Consider the following 15,900-nt stretch of genomic DNA (forward strand, 5'->3'; position numbering starts at 1 on the left):
ATTGCTGCAATATTGATAGCTATCCGCACTTGTTCTGCGCGGGCTGCAGGCTGATTCGGCTCGAATGTCCCACCCCGTCCTCTACGTGCTGGCCGGCGTCAACGGCGCCGGCAAAAGCTCGGTCGGCGGCCATCTGCTCACCCGGGCCGGCCTGCCCTGGTTCAACCCCGACAGCTTCGCCCGCGAGCTGAGGGCCGCCACCGGCTGCGATCCGACCGCCGCCAACGCCGCCGCCTGGACCGAGGGCATGCGCCGGCTGGACGCGGCCGTGCAGGCACGGCAGAGCTTTGCCTTCGAAACCACCCTGGGCGGCCGCAGCGTGCCCGCGCGCCTGCGGGCGGCCAGCCGCACGCACGAGGTGCTGGTGTGGTTCTGCGGGCTCGCTTCGCCCGAGCTGCACCTGGCGCGCGTGCGCCAGCGCGTGGCCGCCGGCGGCCACGACATCCCCCAAGCCAAGATCCGCGAGCGCTGGCACGGCGCCATCGCCAACCTGATCGCCCTGCTGCCGCACCTGGCCGAGGTGCGCCTGTTCGACAACAGCGCCAGCGTGGCGCCGGGCCAGCCCGTGCCCGACCCACGGCCCGTGGCCGTCATTCAAAGGGGCCGGCTGGTGTGGCCGGCGGCCCATGACGCCGCGCAGCTGGCCCGCACGCCCGACTGGGCCAAGCCGGTGCTGGAGGCGGGGTTGGCGGCACGGGGCATGCCGTGAATGCGATGCTTTGCATGGCATGCCATGCGCACTGGATTTGACAGCAACCGGCGCACGTCGGGCGTGGGCAGATCCGCTTTTTCGCCCAGCGCTCCGGTGATGCCAATGAGTGGGGCGGATGAACACTTTTCGTCTTCCCCGGTGCTGGCCGTCGAGTCGGTGCGAAAGCAACATTCCCAGGGGCCCCTGAATGCATTGGTTCACAACGGAGTAACCACAGCCTATGATGACGTTGGTTACGCATCGACTTCGATCACCGTGGAACTTTGACGAGGGCACCCCATGCAAGCAGCCTCCATGCGACCGATCGACCGCCACGCGCCCAGGCGCGGCGCCCCCAGAAGAAACGCCTTGCTTGCCGCGCTGCTGCTCGGCGGCCTGGCCGGGCCAGCCCTGGCGGCCGATTGCGTGAGCGGCACCGCCTACACCGCGGCTGCCGTCTGCACGGTGCCCGCCGGGATGAATTCGATGACGGTCACGGTCATTGGCGGTGGCGGCGGCTCCGGATTTTTGCCTGCCGGAGGCAACGCCGCCTCCGGCACCGGCACCCTGGCCGTGACGGCGGGCCATGTGTTGAACCTGGCCGTAGGCGGCGGTGGGGTGAGCGGAGCAATCGACACTGATCCCACCGGCGGCGGCGGCGGCGGCAGCAGCAGCATCGTCGATTCGACGGCCGGCGCCGTGCTGGTCGTGGCCGGCGGCGGTGGCGGCGGCGGATTGTTCGTGAATTCAGGCGGACGCGGAGGTGATGCCGGGGTCGGCACCGGCGGTGGGGCCGGCAGCCCCGGGCAGGCTGACGGTGACCAGGGCGGCGGCGGCGGCGGTGCGCTGTCGGGAGCTGGAGGCAGCGGCGGCGCAGGCAGCGGCGCGGGCGGTGCTGGCGGAAGCACCGGCAGCACCGCCGGCGCCAACGGGGTGGATTCCGGCGGTGGCGGCGGTGCCGGTGTGGGCGCGGCCGGCCCAGGCCCCGGCGGGGGGGCGGACGGTGGTTTCGCGGGGAGCGCCGGCGGCGGCGGCCAGGGTGGTTTCGACGGCGGCGGCGGCGGCGGCGGCTATGGCGGCGGCGGCGGCGGCGCTGGATTGAGTGGCCTTGGCTCCGGCGGCGGTGGCGGCGGCGGCAGCAGCTTCGGCCCGTTCAGCGTGGTGTTCAGCGCCGTGTCCAGCGGCGCCGGCCTTGGGGGCGCGCCGTACATGGATGGCGCTGCCGGCTCGATCCTGCTGCAGTTCACCGCCACGCCGGTGGCGCCGGTGACGGCGGTGCCCACGCTGACGGAATGGGGCCAGATCGGCCTGGGCGCGCTGCTCGCCTTGGCGGCGGCAGCCGCTGGACTGGGCTTGAAGCGGCGCCGGCCCTAGGCGGGCGGGCGAGAGGGAAGCCTGCTCGGGGCATCCCTCGCCGCTTGAAGGACAGGCTTCACGCCATCGGCCCCGCTACTGCACAAACCCCATCCCCCGCTGCTCGCGCACCTCGGGCTTGATGCGGTGCTCGGCCTCGAGCTGATCGAGGAACTCGTCGGGCGCGAATTCGGTGGCCAGGATGTCGACTTGGCGCTTGACCGCGGCGAAGTCGCCGGGGCACAGCTGCTCCAGTTTCGATAGCCGCCGGCGCACGTCGGGCGTGAGCCGCTCGGGTTTCCCGCCCAGGGCCTCGGTGACGAACATGCGCTCGCGCTGCTCGGCGGTGAGGGGCTTGAACCTGATCTTGAAGGTGAAGCGGCGCAGCGCCGCCTGGTCGATGCGGTCGAGCAGGTTGGTGGTGCAGACGAACACGCCGTCGTGGCGCTCCATCTGCTGCAGCATCTCGTTGACTTCGGTCACCTCGTAGCTGCGCTGCGCGCCGCGGCGGTCCAGCAGGAAGCTGTCGGCCTCGTCCAGCAGCAGCACGGCCTTTTCCTCGCGGGCCTCGCGGAACATGGCGGCCATGTTCTGCTCGGTCTCGCCGACGAACTTGCTGACCAGGTCGCTCGCCTGCTTGACGATCAGCGGCTTGCCCAGCTCCTGCGCGATGTATTCGCCCAGCGCCGTCTTGCCGGTGCCGGGCGCGCCGTAGAAGCACAGCGCGCCGTGGCCGCGCGCCTTCAGGGCTTCGACGATGCGCGGGATCTCGAAGCGGCTTTCGACGTTGAGCATGCCCAGGTCGTAGGTGGTCACGCTGCGCCGGCCGCGCTGGGCCGCGTCGTCCGGCGCGCGGCCCAGCGCGGCGTCGGAGTTCTTCAGCTGCCGCTCGATCAGCGCCTCGAAGGCCTCGCCGCCGCGCTCGTCGCCGGGGTGGGCCAGCTCGGCAAAGCGCACCGCGGTGCGGATCTGCGCCGGCGTCAGGCCCTTGCGCTCGGTCAGGCGCGCCAGCAGGCCGTCGCTGACGGCGGCGCCGTCGAGCGCGCGGCGCACCAGCTGCTCGCGCGCGCCGGGCGGGGGCGACTTGAGCTCCAGGTGGTAGGCGAAGCGGCGGCGAAACGCCGGGTCGATCTGCTCGATGCCGTTGGTCACCCAGATGGTGGGCACGGGGTTGGATTCGAGGATCTGGTTGACCCAGGCCTTGCCGTTGACGCTGTGGCCGACGGCGCTTTGCATGGCCTGCTGCTCGGCGCGCGCCATCAGGCCGGCGGCGTCGACGCTGATGTGCGGAAACACGTCCTCCACCTCGTCGAACAGCAGCGCCGCCTCCTGCGAGCCCTTGAGGAACACCTGCGCGATCTGCATCGAGCGGTAGCGGTCGCGCCCCGACAGGCTGTTGCCGTCGCGGTCGGCGTATTCGACCTCGAACAGCGCCAGCCCGGCCTCGCGCGCCACCACCTTGGCCAGCTCGGTCTTGCCGGTGCCGGGCGGGCCGTACAGCAGCACGTTGACGCCCTGCGCGTGCGTGGCCTGCGCCTTGCGCAGCAGGTTGACCAGCACCGGCACGTCCTCGCCGACAAAGGCGAAGTCGGCCAGCTTCAGGTCGCTGGCGGCGGCGGGGCGGGTGAACACGGCCATCAGCTCGGCGCGGTCGCGGTATTCGCGCATCAGCACCGGCGGCAGCTTCTCGCTGACCTTCATCAGGTCGGCCAGGTCGGTGATGCTGTGCTCGGAAATCAGGTTCTCGACCAGGCCGATGCGCTCCAGCCGGCCGCCGGCGCGCAGCGCCTCACCCACCTCGGTGGCGCTCACGCCGGCCAGCTCGGCGATGGCGGCGTAGGCCTCGGGCGCGTTGTTGACCTTGAACTCGACCAGCAGGCTGCGCAGGTCGCGCTGGTAGCGCGCCAGGGTGCCGTACAGCAGCAGCGCGCGCTCGGCCTTGTTCAGCTGCAACAGATTCGATAGCGAGTCGATGTTCTTCTCGACCAGGGTGGAGTGCTTCTTGAGTGCGTCCCTGAGCCACTGGCCGGTGGCCGCCAGCAGGGCCAGCAGGTCCTTGGGCGCGTCCTTGGCGTATTCGTCCAGGTAGAAGAACAGCGTGCCTTCCTCGTAGGGGCCGCGCCACAGGCCGTGGCGCTCCAGGAACTCGGCGTCGGCCAGCTGCTCGTGGCCGCGCCACAGCTCGTTGTCCTTGCAGCGGCGCGCCAGGAACTCGCGCAGGCGCGCCAGCACGGCGGGCGGCCAGATCAGGTGGCGGCCGGCCAGCGACATCAGGCCGTTGATGTCGCGGCGCACGTTGAACTTGCCGCCGGGCTGCGCGGCCAGCGTGAGCACGAAGTGCGAGCACATCAGGTCCAGCACGGGCGCGCTGGCCAGCCCGGGGGACGCCAGCATGCCCGACTTGTCCTGCACCACAACCGACCGTTTGACCATGTCAGTCTCCTGCTCCAGTCCGCGCCCCCGACCGCGGGCGCACAAGCTTCACCATAACGCAAATCCGGCTCGGCGCAAGCACCGCGCCGGCCCGCCCGCGCGCCGCTGTGGCTTGCATCGCACAAGCGGCGTTCCGCGGGGGAAAGGACTCAATGCGCGGGTCAACCCCAAGGTTGACGTGGGGATACGGGCCCGTCATGATGGCCCGCGACCCATCCGGAAAAACAGGCAAGGAGGCCCTAAGAATGGATCGTTTGAGACCCCTGTGGGACGCGTTGCAGGGCGCATTGGGCGCCAACCTGGCCCAGCTGCTGGGCGCGCTGGCCATCGTCATCGTCGGCTGGTTCGTCGCCGCGCTGGTCAAGGCCGGGGTGCGCAAGGCGCTGGGCGCGCTGCGCATCAACGCGCGCTTTGCCGGCAGCACCGGGCAAAAGGCCGACATCGAGGGCGTGGTGGCGCTGGCGCTGTTCTGGGTGGTGATCCTGCTGACGCTGGGCGCCATGTTCAACGCGCTCAACCTGCCGGCGGTGTCGGGCTCGTTCGCGGCGCTGACCAACCAGCTGTTCGAGTACGCGCCGCGCGTGCTGGGCGCCGCGCTGCTGGCGCTGCTGGCCTGGCTGGTGGCCACCGCCGTGCGCGGGCTGACGCAGAAGGTGCTGGACCGCACCACGCTGGACGAAAAGCTGTCCGAGCACGCCAACATCTCGCCCATCAGCGAGAGCCTGTCGAGCGCGCTGTTCTGGCTGGTGGTGCTGCTGTTCGTGCCGGCCATCCTGGGCGCGCTGCAGATGGAGGGGCTGCTGGCCCCGCTGCGCGAGATGACCACCAAGGCGCTGGACATCCTGCCCAACCTGGTGGCGGCGCTGGTCATTGGCGGCGTCGGCTGGGTGGTGGCCATGGTGCTGCGCAACCTGGTCAGCAACCTGCTGCGCTCGGTTGGCGCCGACCAGGTGGGCACCAAGGCGGGGCTGGCCGAGACGGTGCAGATCTCCCGGCTGGCGGGCCTGCTGGTGTTCATCGTGGTGTTCGTGCCGGCGCTGATCGCGGCGCTGGACGCGCTCAAGATCAACGCCATCTCGCAGCCGGCCACCGAGATGCTGGCCATGCTGCTGGACGCGGTGCCGCGCATCGTCGGCGCCGGGCTGATCCTGGTGGTGACCTGGATGGTGGCCTCGTTCGCCGCGCGCCTGCTGGCCAACCTGCTGGCCAGCGTGGGGCTGGACACGCTGCCGGCGCGGCTGGAGTTGCAGCACGCCTTTCGCAGCACCGCGCCCTCCACCCTGGTGGGACGCATCGCGCTGGTGTTCGCCATGCTGTTCGCCACCGTCGAGGCCGGCAACCAGCTGGGCTTTGGGCGCTTTTCCGACGTCATCACCACCTTCATCGAGTTTGCCGGCGACGTGCTGCTGGGCTCGGTGATCCTGATCATCGGCTTCATGCTGGCCAACCTGGCCTACGCCGCCATCGTGCGCACCAACAGCGCCAACGTGGTGCTGGCGCGCGTGGCGCGGCTGGCCATCCTGGGCATCGTGCTGGCCATGGGCCTGCGCGCCATGGGCATCGCCGACGACATCGTCAACCTGGCCTTCGGCCTGACGCTGGGCGCCGTGGCGGTGGCGGTGGCGCTGGCCTTCGGCCTGGGCGGGCGCGAGGCGGCGGGCCGCCTGGCTTCGCGCTGGGCCGACCGGCTGTGCCGCGAGGCCGAGCCGGCGGACGCCGCGCCGGCCGCCGATGCAGCCCCGCCCGCCCACGAGCCGCCCGCCGCCGGGCCCCAGGCCTGATGGCGCCGCCGGCGATGGATGGCGCCGCCCTGCAGCGCGCGCTGGGCGAGCTGTTCGCCCCCTGGGTGCAGGCGCTCGACCTGCGGGTGGAGGCGGCCGGCGCCGACGGCGTGCGCCTGCGCCTGCCGCTCACCCCCGCGCTGGTGCGCGAGGGCGGCGTGCTGTGCGGCCAGGCCATGATGGCCGCGGCCGACACCGCCATGGTGCTGGCGCTGATGCAGCATTTCGGCCAGTTCCGCCCCTGCACCACGGTGCAGCTCAGCAGCAGCTTCCTGCGCCCGCTGTCGGCGCAAGACGCCGCGGTGCATGCGCGCGTGCTGCGCGCCGGCAAGGCCCTGGCCTTCGGCGAGATCGAGATCGCGGGCGCCCGCGACGGCAAGAGCGCGTGCCGCGCCAGCACCACCTACGCGTTGCTGTAGCGGCAGGCCCCGGGCGGGCCGGGCCGGCGTCCGGCGTCCGCCGGTAAAATCACCGCTTCCATTCCATCCATACCAACAAGAGGCACAGCCATGTCCGCACCCGCGAACACCGACCACGAACCCGTCGACCCGATCGAGGCGGCCACCCACAAGATCCCGTGGGCGATTCCGCTGTTCGGCGCCGTGATGATCTTCCTGCTGGCCATGATCGCCGTCACGATGGCCTGATTTTTGGGTCTTTCTGCCTTGCAGCGCCCGTCGAACGGGCGCCATCAGCTACACAAACAATAGTATTCGGCAGCGCCTGGCCACCGTCGGCACGCATTCCGCCCCGCTCCCCCAAGTCCTCTTTCCCAAGGCTGCCGCGCCTTCGGAAAGACGATTTTCTTTTCAGGAGCCTTGCGATGAACGCACCCGTTGAAGCCGGCCAGATGCAGCAGCTGAACACCCCGGACTACGTCAAGAACACCCGGCTGATCGAGTGGGTCGCCCGCATGGCGGCGCTGTGCAAGCCCGACGCCATCCACTGGTGTGACGGCAGCCAGGCCGAGTACGAGCGCCTGTGCCAGCAGCTGGTCGACGCCGGCACCTTCAAGAAGCTCAACCCGGCCAGGCGCCCGGGCTCCTACCTGGCCTGCTCCGACCCGTCCGACGTGGCGCGGGTCGAGGACCGCACCTTCATCTGCTCCGAGCAGCAGGGCGACGCCGGCCCCACCAACAACTGGATGGCCCCGGCCGAGATGCGCGCCACGCTGGCGCCGCTGTTCGACGGCTGCATGCGCGGGCGCACCATGTACGTCATCCCGTTCAGCATGGGCCCGCTGGGCAGCCCCATCGCGCACATCGGCGTCGAGCTGTCGGACAGCGCCTACGTGGCCGTCAACATGAAGCTGATGACGCGCATGGGCCGCGGCGCCGTCGAGGTGCTGGGCAGCGACGGCACGTTCGTGCCCTGCGTGCACACCGTGGGCGCCCCCCTGGCCGCCGGCCAGAAGGACGCGACCAGCTGGCCCTGCAACCCCGGCGTGAAGTACATCGTGCACTACCCCGAGACGCGCGAGATCTGGTCCTACGGCTCGGGCTACGGCGGCAACGCCCTGCTGGGCAAGAAATGCCTGGCGCTGCGCATCGCCTCGAAGATGGGCAAGGACCAGGGCTGGCTGGCCGAGCACATGCTGATCCTGGGCGTGACCAATCCACAGGGCAAGAAGTACCACGTGGCGGCGGCCTTTCCCAGCGCCTGCGGCAAGACCAACTTCTCGATGCTGGTGCCGCCCAAGGGCTTCGAGGGCTGGACGGTCACCACCATCGGCGACGACATCGCCTGGATCAAGCCCGACGCCGCCGGCCGCCTGCGCGCCATCAACCCCGAGGCGGGCTACTTCGGCGTGGCGCCGGGCACCAACCTGCACACCAACCCCAACTGCATGCATAGCCTGGACCGCGACGTGATCTTCACCAACGTCGCGCTGACCGACGACGGCGACGTGTGGTGGGAGGGCATGGAAAAGGACCACGGCGGCCAGCTGCCCGCGCACCTGATCGACTGGACCGGCAAGGACTGGACGCCCGAGGACGGCAAGGCCGGCCGCAAGGCGGCGCACCCCAACGCGCGCTTCACCGTGGCGGCCACCAACAACCCGGCGCTGGACGCGGCCTGGGACGACCCGGCGGGCGTGCCGATCGACGCCTTCATCGTCGGCGGGCGCCGCTCCACCACGGTGCCGCTGGTGACCGAGGCGCGCGACTGGACCGAGGGCGTGTACATGGGCGCCACCATGGGCAGCGAGACCACCGCCGCCGCCTTCGGCGCGCAGGGCGTGGTGCGGCGCGACCCCTTCGCCATGCTGCCGTTTTGCGGCTACCACATGGCCGACTACTTCGGCCACTGGCTCCAGCTGGGCGCGGCGCTGCAGGCGCGCGGCGCCCGCCTGCCCGCCATCTACTGCGTCAACTGGTTCCGCAAGGACGCCGAGGGCCGCTTCGTGTGGCCGGGCTACGGCGACAACATGCGCGTGCTGGGCTGGATCATCGACCGCATCGAGGGCCGCGCGGCCGGCCAGGCCACGGCCTTCGGCGTGACGCCGCGCTACGAAGAGATCAACTGGCAGGGCCTGGCCTTCACGCCAGCGCAGTTCGCCACCGTCACGCACCTGGATGGCGCGGCCTGGCGTGACGAGTTCAAGCTGCACGACGAGCTGTTCGCCCGCCTGGCCGATCGCCTGCCCAAGGCGCTGAGCGAGACGCGCCGCGCGCTCGAGCAGCGCTTTTCCGCCGTCGCCTGACCCGCGCGCCGGCCCTTGCCAGCCCCAAGCCGCTCCCCGGGAGCGGCTTTTTCACGCCGGGGTGACCCGTTTGCGGGAGCAGGCGTGCAAACAAAAGCCGCCCGAAGGCGGCTTGGCGTGGTTTCAGGCGCGGCGGGCCGTCAGGCCTGCGGCTTCCACTCGGCCACGTCGCGTGCGATCTGCAGGTCGCGCGCCATGCGCGGGTCGGCGATGGCCAGGGCGCACATTTCGGCGTCGGCCCGGGCCAGCGCCCGGCGCTCGCGCCGCGCCATCCACCAGGCCCGCAGGGCGGACGGCTCGGCGCCTGGCACCACCGGTGCCGCGGCGCTGCCGGCGGCCTGCACCGACCACTGGCCGGCGCGCGCCTGGTCACGGAACCAATGGTCGATGCGCGCCGTGCCGGTCTCGGCCTGCGCCGGCCGCTCGAGCGGCCGGGCCTGCGGCTTGAACCAGTGGTCCATGCGGGCGCTGCCCACGCGGGGGGCACGCAAGGCGGTGGGGGCAAAAGAAAGGGTGCTTGCAGTCATGATGCTTGTCCTGATGAAGAGATCCGATGACGACCGATGCAGGCCTGTTCAGCGCACGACGCTGAGGTAGACCATGGCCGCGGCGCGCAACTCCTCGGCACGCTGCGGGTCGCGCCCGGCGCAGCCTTCGGCGCGCTCCAGCAAGGTGCTGGCCAAGCCGACGCGACGCTGAGTCACGCTGTGGCTGTCCATGAAAAGGGCCTTCAAATACTGGATCACGTTGCTTTGCATGTCGTTGCGCCGACCGGGTCTCGGTGGGTGCCTCGGAAACGAACTCGGAATGAATACTAGGGATTGTACCTATTTCCTAGGGTTAACCCTAGTGCACGCCCTCTAAACCCAGCCGCCGCCGCCACCCATGCCACACTGAGAGCGTGTTTACGATCTGAGGCCGTCCCAACCGTCGCGCCGATGAAGATCCAACTGCTGTCCGACCTGCACCTGGAGCAAAACCCCGGCTTCCAGCCCCAGCCGGCGTCCGACGCCGATCTGCTGGTGCTGGCGGGCGACATCGGCTCCTACCAGCGCGGCTCGCAGTTGCCAGCGCGTGGCGACGGCGACTTCGGGCTGGCACGCTTTTCGCCCCTGCCGCGCGGCGCCGGCTGGCCGGTGCCGGTGCTGTACGTGCCCGGCAACCACGAATACGACGGCCTGGACGTGGACGCCACCCACGCCCGCCTGCGCAGCACCTGCGAGCGGCTGGGCATCCACTGGCTGGAGCGCGAGCGCTGGGTACTGCAGGGCGTGCGCCTGCTGGGCACCACGCTGTGGAGCGACTTCGAGGCGCTGGTGCCACGCGGGCCCTCGGCCACGCCCGAGCAGCAGGCGCTGGCGCGCGGCAAGGCCTTTCGCGCCGCCAACCACCATTTGCGCCAGGCCGGCGCCCTGCGCGGCGGCCAGCCGTGGCTGGCCGAGTCGGTCCGCGAGCAGGCGCTGGCCTGCCAGGCCTGGCTGCGCGCGGCCCTGGCCGAGCCCTTCGACGGCCCGACGGTGGTGATCACCCACTTCGCGCCCAGCCTGCGCAGCAGCGACGCACGCTACGGCCTGACGCCCGGCACGGCCGGTTTTTGCAACGCGCTGGACGCGCTGCTGGAGCAGGCCGACCTGTGGCTGCACGGCCACCTGCACTGCCCGCACGACTACCAGGCCGGCCGCTGCCGCGTGGTGGCCAATCCGCTGGGCTATGCCCACAAGGGCGAGCAGGCCGGGTTCCGGCCCACGCTGAGCATCGAGGTGCCGGGCACGGGCCATTGACGGCCGTCAAGCGACCCTGCCCCAAGCCGGGTTAAAGTCGAACCGATCCCACCCGCCCCCTTGCGAGGACCCCATGAGAATCCTGTTGGCCGTCGACGGCAGCGCCTACACCAAGAAGATGCTGGCCTATCTGGCCGCGCACCCCGAGTTCCTGGCCGACGTGAGCTCCATCACAGCCCTCACGGTGCAGCCGATGCTGCCGCCGCGCGCCCGCGCCACGCTGGGCAAGGAGGTGGTGGACAGCTACCACGCCGACGAGGCGGCCAAGGTGCTGGACCCGGTGGTCAAGTACCTGAGCCGCCAGAACCTCAAGCCCAAGACGGCCTGGAAGGTCGGCCCCGCCGGCGAGACCATCGCCAAGTTCGCCGAGGCCGGCAAGTTCGACCTGATCATCATGGGCTCGCACGGCCAGAGCGCCCTGAGCAACCTGGTAATGGGCTCGGTGGCCACCCGGGTGCTGGCGCGCTGCAAGGTGCCGGTGCTGCTGGTGCGCTGAGGCCTGCAAGGCAGGCGCCGGCTGGGTCATGAGCATCAAAATGCCTTGAAGCCGGCTCCAGACAAGCACAATCAGCTATTCATTCGATAGCTCACGCTCAGTGCACGCGCACCGGCTGCGTCCCGCGCAGAAACTCCAGCAGAGCCTGGTCGAAGGCATCGGGCGCCTCCAGGTGCGGCCAGTGGCCCACGCCGGGCAACTCGACCAGGGCGCTGCCGCGGATCGCCGCCGCCATCGCCCGCAGCACCGCCGGCGGCGTGACGGGGTCGTGCTCGCCCGCCACCAGCAGGGCCGGCACGCCGATGTGCGCCAGCGCGGCGCGCCGGTCGAACGCCTGCATGGCGGCCAGTGCGCGCCGCCACGTGGCCGCGCGCACCTGGGCCTGGCAAAAGCGCGCCAGCTGCAGGCCTTCGGGCAGGGCCTGGGGGCCGCTCAGGCCGGCCACGCGGTCCTGCGCGATGCGCTCCAGGTCGGTGCCGGCGGCCAGGGCCTCCTGGCACTGGGCGATGTGGCGCGCGTAGGCGTCGCCCGGCTCGACCGCCGCCGCCGTGGCGGCCAGCACCAGCCGGCCCACCAGGTCGGGTCGGCGCAGCGCAAGTTCCTGGGCCAGCAGGCCGCCCATACCCTGCCCCACCACGGCGGCCGCGCCGCGGGCGGGAGCCAGCGCCTCGATCAGCGCGATGCAGCGCTCGGCCAGGCCCTTGAAGGTGTAGGGCTCGATCGGCGCGCTGTAGCCGTAGCCGGGCATGTCCCAGGCCACGGCGCGCCAGCCCAGGCTGGCCAGGGTCTCGACCTGCGGCGCGAAGGAGCGAAAGCCGCCGCCCGAGCCGTGCAGCAGCAACACCAGCGGGCCCGAGCCCAGCGCGGCGAAGGTCGGCAAAGGCATGCGGCCATGGTACGCCAGCGCCACGCCAGCACGCTGGCGACCCGCTTGCTATCATGGCCGCAGCCCATGACATCGACTCCCGCAGCCGTCGCGGCCCGCCTCTCGCCCACCTCGTTTCGCGCCGCGCTGGGCATGTTCGCCACCGGCGTGACGGTGGTCACGGCGCGCGCCAGCAACGGCCAGCTGGTGGGGCTGACGGCCAATTCCTTCAACTCGGTCTCGCTCGATCCGCCGCTGGTGCTGTGGAGCCTGAGCGGGCGCTCGAGCTCGCTGGCGGTGTTTCGCGCCGGCACGCACTACGCCATCAACGTGCTGGCGGCCGACCAGCTGGAGATGGCGCAGCGCTTTGCCGCGCCGGCACGCGACCGCTGGGCGGGCGTGCGCTGGCGGCACGGCCACGGCGGCGCGCCGCTGATCGAGGGGGCGGCGGCGTGCTTCGAATGCCTCAACCGCAGCCGCTACGTCGAGGGCGACCACGTGATCTTCGTCGGCCAGGTGGAGCACTGCAACCATCGTCCGGGCGCCGTGCCGCTGCTGTTTCACGGCGGGCGCTACTACACCGAGCACGAAGTGCGCGGGCGCAGGGGCGAAACCTGACCATGGAGCGCCGCGAACACCTGGACGGGACGGCCAGCGCCATCCTGCTGGCCTGCTGCCTGTTCTGGGGTTTTCAGCAGGTGCTGGTCAAGGCCACGCTGCCCGAGCTGCCGCCGGTGTTCCAGGCCGGCGTGCGCTTCGTGGGCGCCACATTCATCTTGTGGGGCTGGTGCCGCTGGCGCGGCGTGCCCTTGTTCAAGCGCGACGGCTCGCTGTGGCCGGGCCTGCTGGTGGGGCTGCTGTTTGCGGGCGAATTCGCCGCCCTGTACCTGGGCCTGCAGCACACCACGGCCTCGCGCCTGACGACCTTTCTGTACACCTCGCCGTTCTGGGTGGCGCTGCTGCTGCCGCTGTTCGTGCCGGCCGAGCGCCTGCGCGGCACGCAGTGGCTGGGCCTGGCCTGCGCCTTTGCGGCCGTGGCCTTCGCGCTGCGCGAGGGCTTTTTGCACCCCGAGCCGGGCGTGAGCGCCCGCGGCGACCTGCTGGCCCTGCTGGCCGGCGCCCTGTGGGGCCTGACCACGGTGACCATCCGCGCCAGCGCGGTGGCGCGCATCGTGGCCGAGAAGGCGCTGTTCTACCAGGTCAGCGTCAGCGCGGTGGCGCTGCCGCTGCTGTCGCTGGCCTTGGGCGAGACCTGGGCGTGGCACTGGAGCGCGTTCGCCACCGGCTCGCTGCTGCTGCAGACCCTGGTGGGCGCCTTCGCCAGCTACCTGGCCTGGATGTGGCTGCTGGTGCACTACCCGGCCACCAAGGTCTCGGCCTTCGTGTTTCTCACGCCCATCTTCGCGCTGGTGTTCGGCGCCCTGTGGCTGCGCGAGCCGATCACGCCCAGCCTGGTGCTGGCGCTGGCGCTGGTGGCCGCGGGCATCGTGCTGGTCAACCGCCGCCAGCCGGCGGCGGGGCGCGCTTAAGAGCCCGCTTGCAAAGGCGGCGCGCCGCCCCCATGCTCTGAACTTGAGGCATGCTGCCGGAAAGGCCTTCGGACGATGGAATTCAAGGACTACTACGACATCCTGGGCGTGGCCAAGTCGGCCAGCGCCGACGCGGTCAAGAAGGCCTACCGCAAGCTGGCGCGCCAGTACCACCCGGACGTGAGCAAGGCGGCGGACGCCGAAAAGCGCATGGCCGAGGTCAACGAGGCCTACGCCGTGCTGGGCGACCCCGAAAAGCGCGCCGCCTACGACACGGTGGGCGCGCAGGCCTGGGCGCAGGGCGCGCGCTCGGGCGACGACGTGCGGCCACCGCCGGGCTGGAACGCAGGCTACGAGTACACCGATGGCCGGCCGGCCGGCGCCGGCGCGCGCTTCAGCGGCAACGAGGCCGAGTTCAGCGAGTTCTTCGAGCAGATGTTCGGCCGCGCGCATGGCGGGGCGCGCGCGCGTGCCCAGGGCGGCGCGCACGCGGCCATGCGCGGCGAGGACCAGCACGCGCGCATCGAGCTGGAGCTGATCGACGCCTACCGCGGCGCCGAGCGCCAGCTCAGCCTGCGCAGCGCGCGGCTGGACGCCAGCGGCCAGGTCGTGCCCGAGGAGCGCACGCTGCAGGTGAAGATTCCCAAGGGCGTCAAGGAAGGCCAGCTGATCCGCCTGGCGGGCCAGGGCAGCCCTGGTTTCAACGGCGGCGCCGCCGGCGACCTGCTGCTGGAGGTACACTTCGCGCCCGACGCGCGCTGGCAGGTCGACGGGCGCGACGTCACCCAGCGCCTGCGCGTGACGCCTTGGGAGGCGGCGCTGGGCGCCCAGGTGCCGGTCACCACGCCCGAGGGCGCGGCGGTGGAGGTGACGGTGCCCGCCGGCTCGGGCACCGGGCGCAAGCTGCGGCTGAAGGGGCGCGGCATTCCCGCCGCCAGCACCAGCCACGCGGCGGGCGATTTGTATCTGCTGCTGGAAACAGCGGTGCCCGGCGCCGTCACCTCCGAGCAGAAGGCGGCCTGGCAGGCCCTGGCCAAGGCCTACCCCGGTTTCGACCCGCGCGCCGCCTGATGCCCCTGGAGACGACCGACATGAGCGCTTCTTCGACCCTCACCGTCCCCGCCGAGCTGATCGAACTGCTGGACGACGCGCTGAGCCTGCACGAGCTGGCGCAGTGCTGCCGCGTCACGCCCGAGTGGGTGCTCACCCACGTGGAAGCCGGCGTGCTGACACCCCAACACGGCCAGACCGCGACCGACTGGCGTTTTGCCAGCACCACCCTGCTGCGGGCGCGTCGCATCGTGCAGCTGGAGCAGACCTACGACGCCGATCCGCAACTGGCCGCCCTCGCCGCCGACCTGATGGAAGAAGTGGCGCGGCTGCGGCGGCAGTTGGGTGATTTTTAGATCAAATCAACCTGCAGCCCCCATCAATCAAGCGCCATAAGCTATCGAATCGATAGTTTTATCGAACCGGTATCACCACGCATTGCCCACGCTGATGCCCCAGCCGCCACCATGCCGATGGTGGCCCCAGCCGCCGCCGACGGACAGGCTCACGCCCACCGGGGCGACGAACACCGGCACCGCCGGCCGCACGACGACGGGCGTGCCCACGGGCTGCGTGTAGGGTGCGTAGGGGCCGGCGGCATAGGCGGGTGGCGGATACGCCGGTGCGTAGGACGGGGGCGCCGTGACCACACCCTGCGGCGGCTCGGCCGGCAGCGGATAGGCCGCCACCGGCGGCGGCGCCACCGGGTAGCTCTGCACCACGCCGCCGTCCCAGGCCGCGTCGGGCGGCTGCGGCTGGCCGTAGCCGCTGGCCACGGGCACCTGGATCCACACCCCCGGGGCCTGCGCCATCTGCGTGCGATGAATGCGCCCGCCCCATTCGTAGCGCACGTCGTAGCCCGTCACTTGCTGCTGGTACGTCGTCTGGCAGCGGTCGTAGCCGGCCTGCTGCGCCTCGATCGCATTGCCCGCGAAGGCGCCGCCCAGCGTGCCCAGGATGGCGCCCGCGATCTGGCCGGAGCCCTGGCCGAGCTGGCTGCCCACCAGGCCGCCCACCAGCGCCCCCACCGCCGCGCCGCCGCCCGTCGGCTGACCGTAGGCTGGCGCACACTGGGTGACCGGCACCGATTCGACCATGGGCGTGGCCGACACCACTCGGGCGTTGGCCATCGGCTGGGCCCAGGCGCCCGGTGCGGCCAGGGCCAGGAGGCCCGCCGCCAGCGCCGTCATCGAAATGCGTTTCATGGTCTGGTCCTT

Annotated in this window: 18 protein-coding genes; 12 read left to right on the forward strand and 6 right to left on the reverse strand. The window is 71.4% G+C overall.

The genetic code is table 11. From position 1 onward, the window contains the following. The first annotated feature begins 64 nt into the window (after positions 1 to 64). Positions 65 to 709, forward strand: a complete 645-nt coding sequence (locus H6927_01820; protein ID MCP5216838.1) for a hypothetical protein — start codon at positions 65 to 67, stop codon at positions 707 to 709. A gap of 422 nt (positions 710 to 1,131) precedes the next feature. On the opposite strand, the gene H6927_01825 is transcribed toward H6927_01820, so the two are convergent. Further along, positions 1,132 to 1,368 carry a hypothetical protein gene (locus tag H6927_01825; protein ID MCP5216839.1) on the reverse strand — a complete coding sequence of 79 codons (237 nt, stop codon included), beginning with the start codon at positions 1,366 to 1,368 and terminating at the stop codon, positions 1,132 to 1,134. Positions 1,369 to 1,900: 532 nt separating this feature from the next. Here H6927_01825 and H6927_01830 point away from each other — a divergent pair. Next, a complete protein-coding gene (locus tag H6927_01830) occupies positions 1,901 to 2,065 on the forward strand; it encodes a hypothetical protein (GenBank protein ID MCP5216840.1) in 165 nt (54 codons plus the stop codon). A 75-nt stretch (positions 2,066 to 2,140) separates the two neighbouring features. On the opposite strand, the gene H6927_01835 is transcribed toward H6927_01830, so the two are convergent. Beyond that, complete coding sequence (locus tag H6927_01835) at positions 2,141 to 4,477, reverse strand: AAA family ATPase (protein ID MCP5216841.1); 2,337 nt, start codon at positions 4,475 to 4,477, stop codon at positions 2,141 to 2,143. Positions 4,478 to 4,722: 245 nt separating this feature from the next. Between H6927_01835 and H6927_01840 the strand changes: the two genes are divergently transcribed. From H6927_01840 to H6927_01855, 4 genes are all read left to right on the forward strand, one after another. Continuing rightward, the gene (locus tag H6927_01840) at positions 4,723 to 6,258 is read left to right on the forward strand and encodes a mechanosensitive ion channel (GenBank protein MCP5216842.1); all 1,536 of its coding nucleotides are present in this window, start codon (positions 4,723 to 4,725) and stop codon (positions 6,256 to 6,258) included. A gap of 14 nt (positions 6,259 to 6,272) precedes the next feature. Further along, entirely contained in the window at positions 6,273 to 6,677 is a 405-nt protein-coding gene (locus H6927_01845) for a PaaI family thioesterase (GenBank protein ID MCP5216843.1), read from the forward strand. A gap of 90 nt (positions 6,678 to 6,767) precedes the next feature. Next, on the forward strand, positions 6,768 to 6,905 hold the full coding sequence (locus tag H6927_01850) for a hypothetical protein (GenBank protein MCP5216844.1): 138 nt from the start codon (positions 6,768 to 6,770) through the stop codon (positions 6,903 to 6,905). A gap of 176 nt (positions 6,906 to 7,081) precedes the next feature. Further along, positions 7,082 to 8,962 (forward strand): phosphoenolpyruvate carboxykinase (GTP), encoded by a 1,881-nt coding sequence (locus H6927_01855; protein MCP5216845.1) that lies wholly within the window; start codon positions 7,082 to 7,084, stop codon positions 8,960 to 8,962. A 140-nt stretch (positions 8,963 to 9,102) separates the two neighbouring features. Here H6927_01855 and H6927_01860 read toward each other — a convergent pair whose 3' ends face one another. Next, the gene (locus H6927_01860; protein ID MCP5216846.1) at positions 9,103 to 9,489 is read right to left on the reverse strand and encodes a hypothetical protein; all 387 of its coding nucleotides are present in this window, start codon (positions 9,487 to 9,489) and stop codon (positions 9,103 to 9,105) included. Positions 9,490 to 9,537: 48 nt separating this feature from the next. Beyond that, a complete protein-coding gene (locus H6927_01865; protein MCP5216847.1) occupies positions 9,538 to 9,720 on the reverse strand; it encodes a hypothetical protein in 183 nt (60 codons plus the stop codon). A 180-nt stretch (positions 9,721 to 9,900) separates the two neighbouring features. Here H6927_01865 and H6927_01870 point away from each other — a divergent pair, with 180 nt between their 5' ends. After that, positions 9,901 to 10,743 carry a metallophosphoesterase gene (locus tag H6927_01870; GenBank protein ID MCP5216848.1) on the forward strand — a complete coding sequence of 281 codons (843 nt, stop codon included), beginning with the start codon at positions 9,901 to 9,903 and terminating at the stop codon, positions 10,741 to 10,743. 73 nt (positions 10,744 to 10,816) lie between these two features. Next, entirely contained in the window at positions 10,817 to 11,239 is a 423-nt protein-coding gene (locus H6927_01875) for a universal stress protein (GenBank protein ID MCP5216849.1), read from the forward strand. A gap of 97 nt (positions 11,240 to 11,336) precedes the next feature. Here H6927_01875 and H6927_01880 read toward each other — a convergent pair whose 3' ends face one another. Next, positions 11,337 to 12,125, reverse strand: a complete 789-nt coding sequence (locus tag H6927_01880) for an alpha/beta fold hydrolase (protein ID MCP5216850.1) — start codon at positions 12,123 to 12,125, stop codon at positions 11,337 to 11,339. Positions 12,126 to 12,191: 66 nt separating this feature from the next. Between H6927_01880 and H6927_01885 the strand changes: the two genes are divergently transcribed. From H6927_01885 to H6927_01900, 4 genes are all read left to right on the forward strand, one after another. Continuing rightward, positions 12,192 to 12,722, forward strand: a complete 531-nt coding sequence (locus H6927_01885; GenBank protein ID MCP5216851.1) for a flavin reductase family protein — start codon at positions 12,192 to 12,194, stop codon at positions 12,720 to 12,722. Positions 12,723 to 12,724: 2 nt separating this feature from the next. Beyond that, positions 12,725 to 13,633: a DMT family transporter gene (locus H6927_01890; protein MCP5216852.1), complete on the forward strand. Its 909-nt coding sequence runs from the start codon at positions 12,725 to 12,727 to the stop codon at positions 13,631 to 13,633. A 75-nt stretch (positions 13,634 to 13,708) separates the two neighbouring features. Further along, entirely contained in the window at positions 13,709 to 14,704 is a 996-nt protein-coding gene (locus H6927_01895) for a J domain-containing protein (GenBank protein ID MCP5216853.1), read from the forward strand. Positions 14,705 to 14,724: 20 nt separating this feature from the next. Then, on the forward strand, positions 14,725 to 15,039 hold the full coding sequence (locus H6927_01900; GenBank protein MCP5216854.1) for a MerR family transcriptional regulator: 315 nt from the start codon (positions 14,725 to 14,727) through the stop codon (positions 15,037 to 15,039). A gap of 72 nt (positions 15,040 to 15,111) precedes the next feature. On the opposite strand, the gene H6927_01905 is transcribed toward H6927_01900, so the two are convergent. Continuing rightward, positions 15,112 to 15,888, reverse strand: coding sequence for a glycine zipper 2TM domain-containing protein (locus tag H6927_01905; protein MCP5216855.1), 777 nt, complete (start codon positions 15,886 to 15,888; stop codon positions 15,112 to 15,114). Between the last annotated feature and the right edge of the window lie 12 nt (positions 15,889 to 15,900).

It is taken from the genome of Burkholderiaceae bacterium (genome assembly GCA_024235995.1).
Lineage (GTDB): Bacteria > Pseudomonadota > Gammaproteobacteria > Burkholderiales > Burkholderiaceae_C > Ottowia.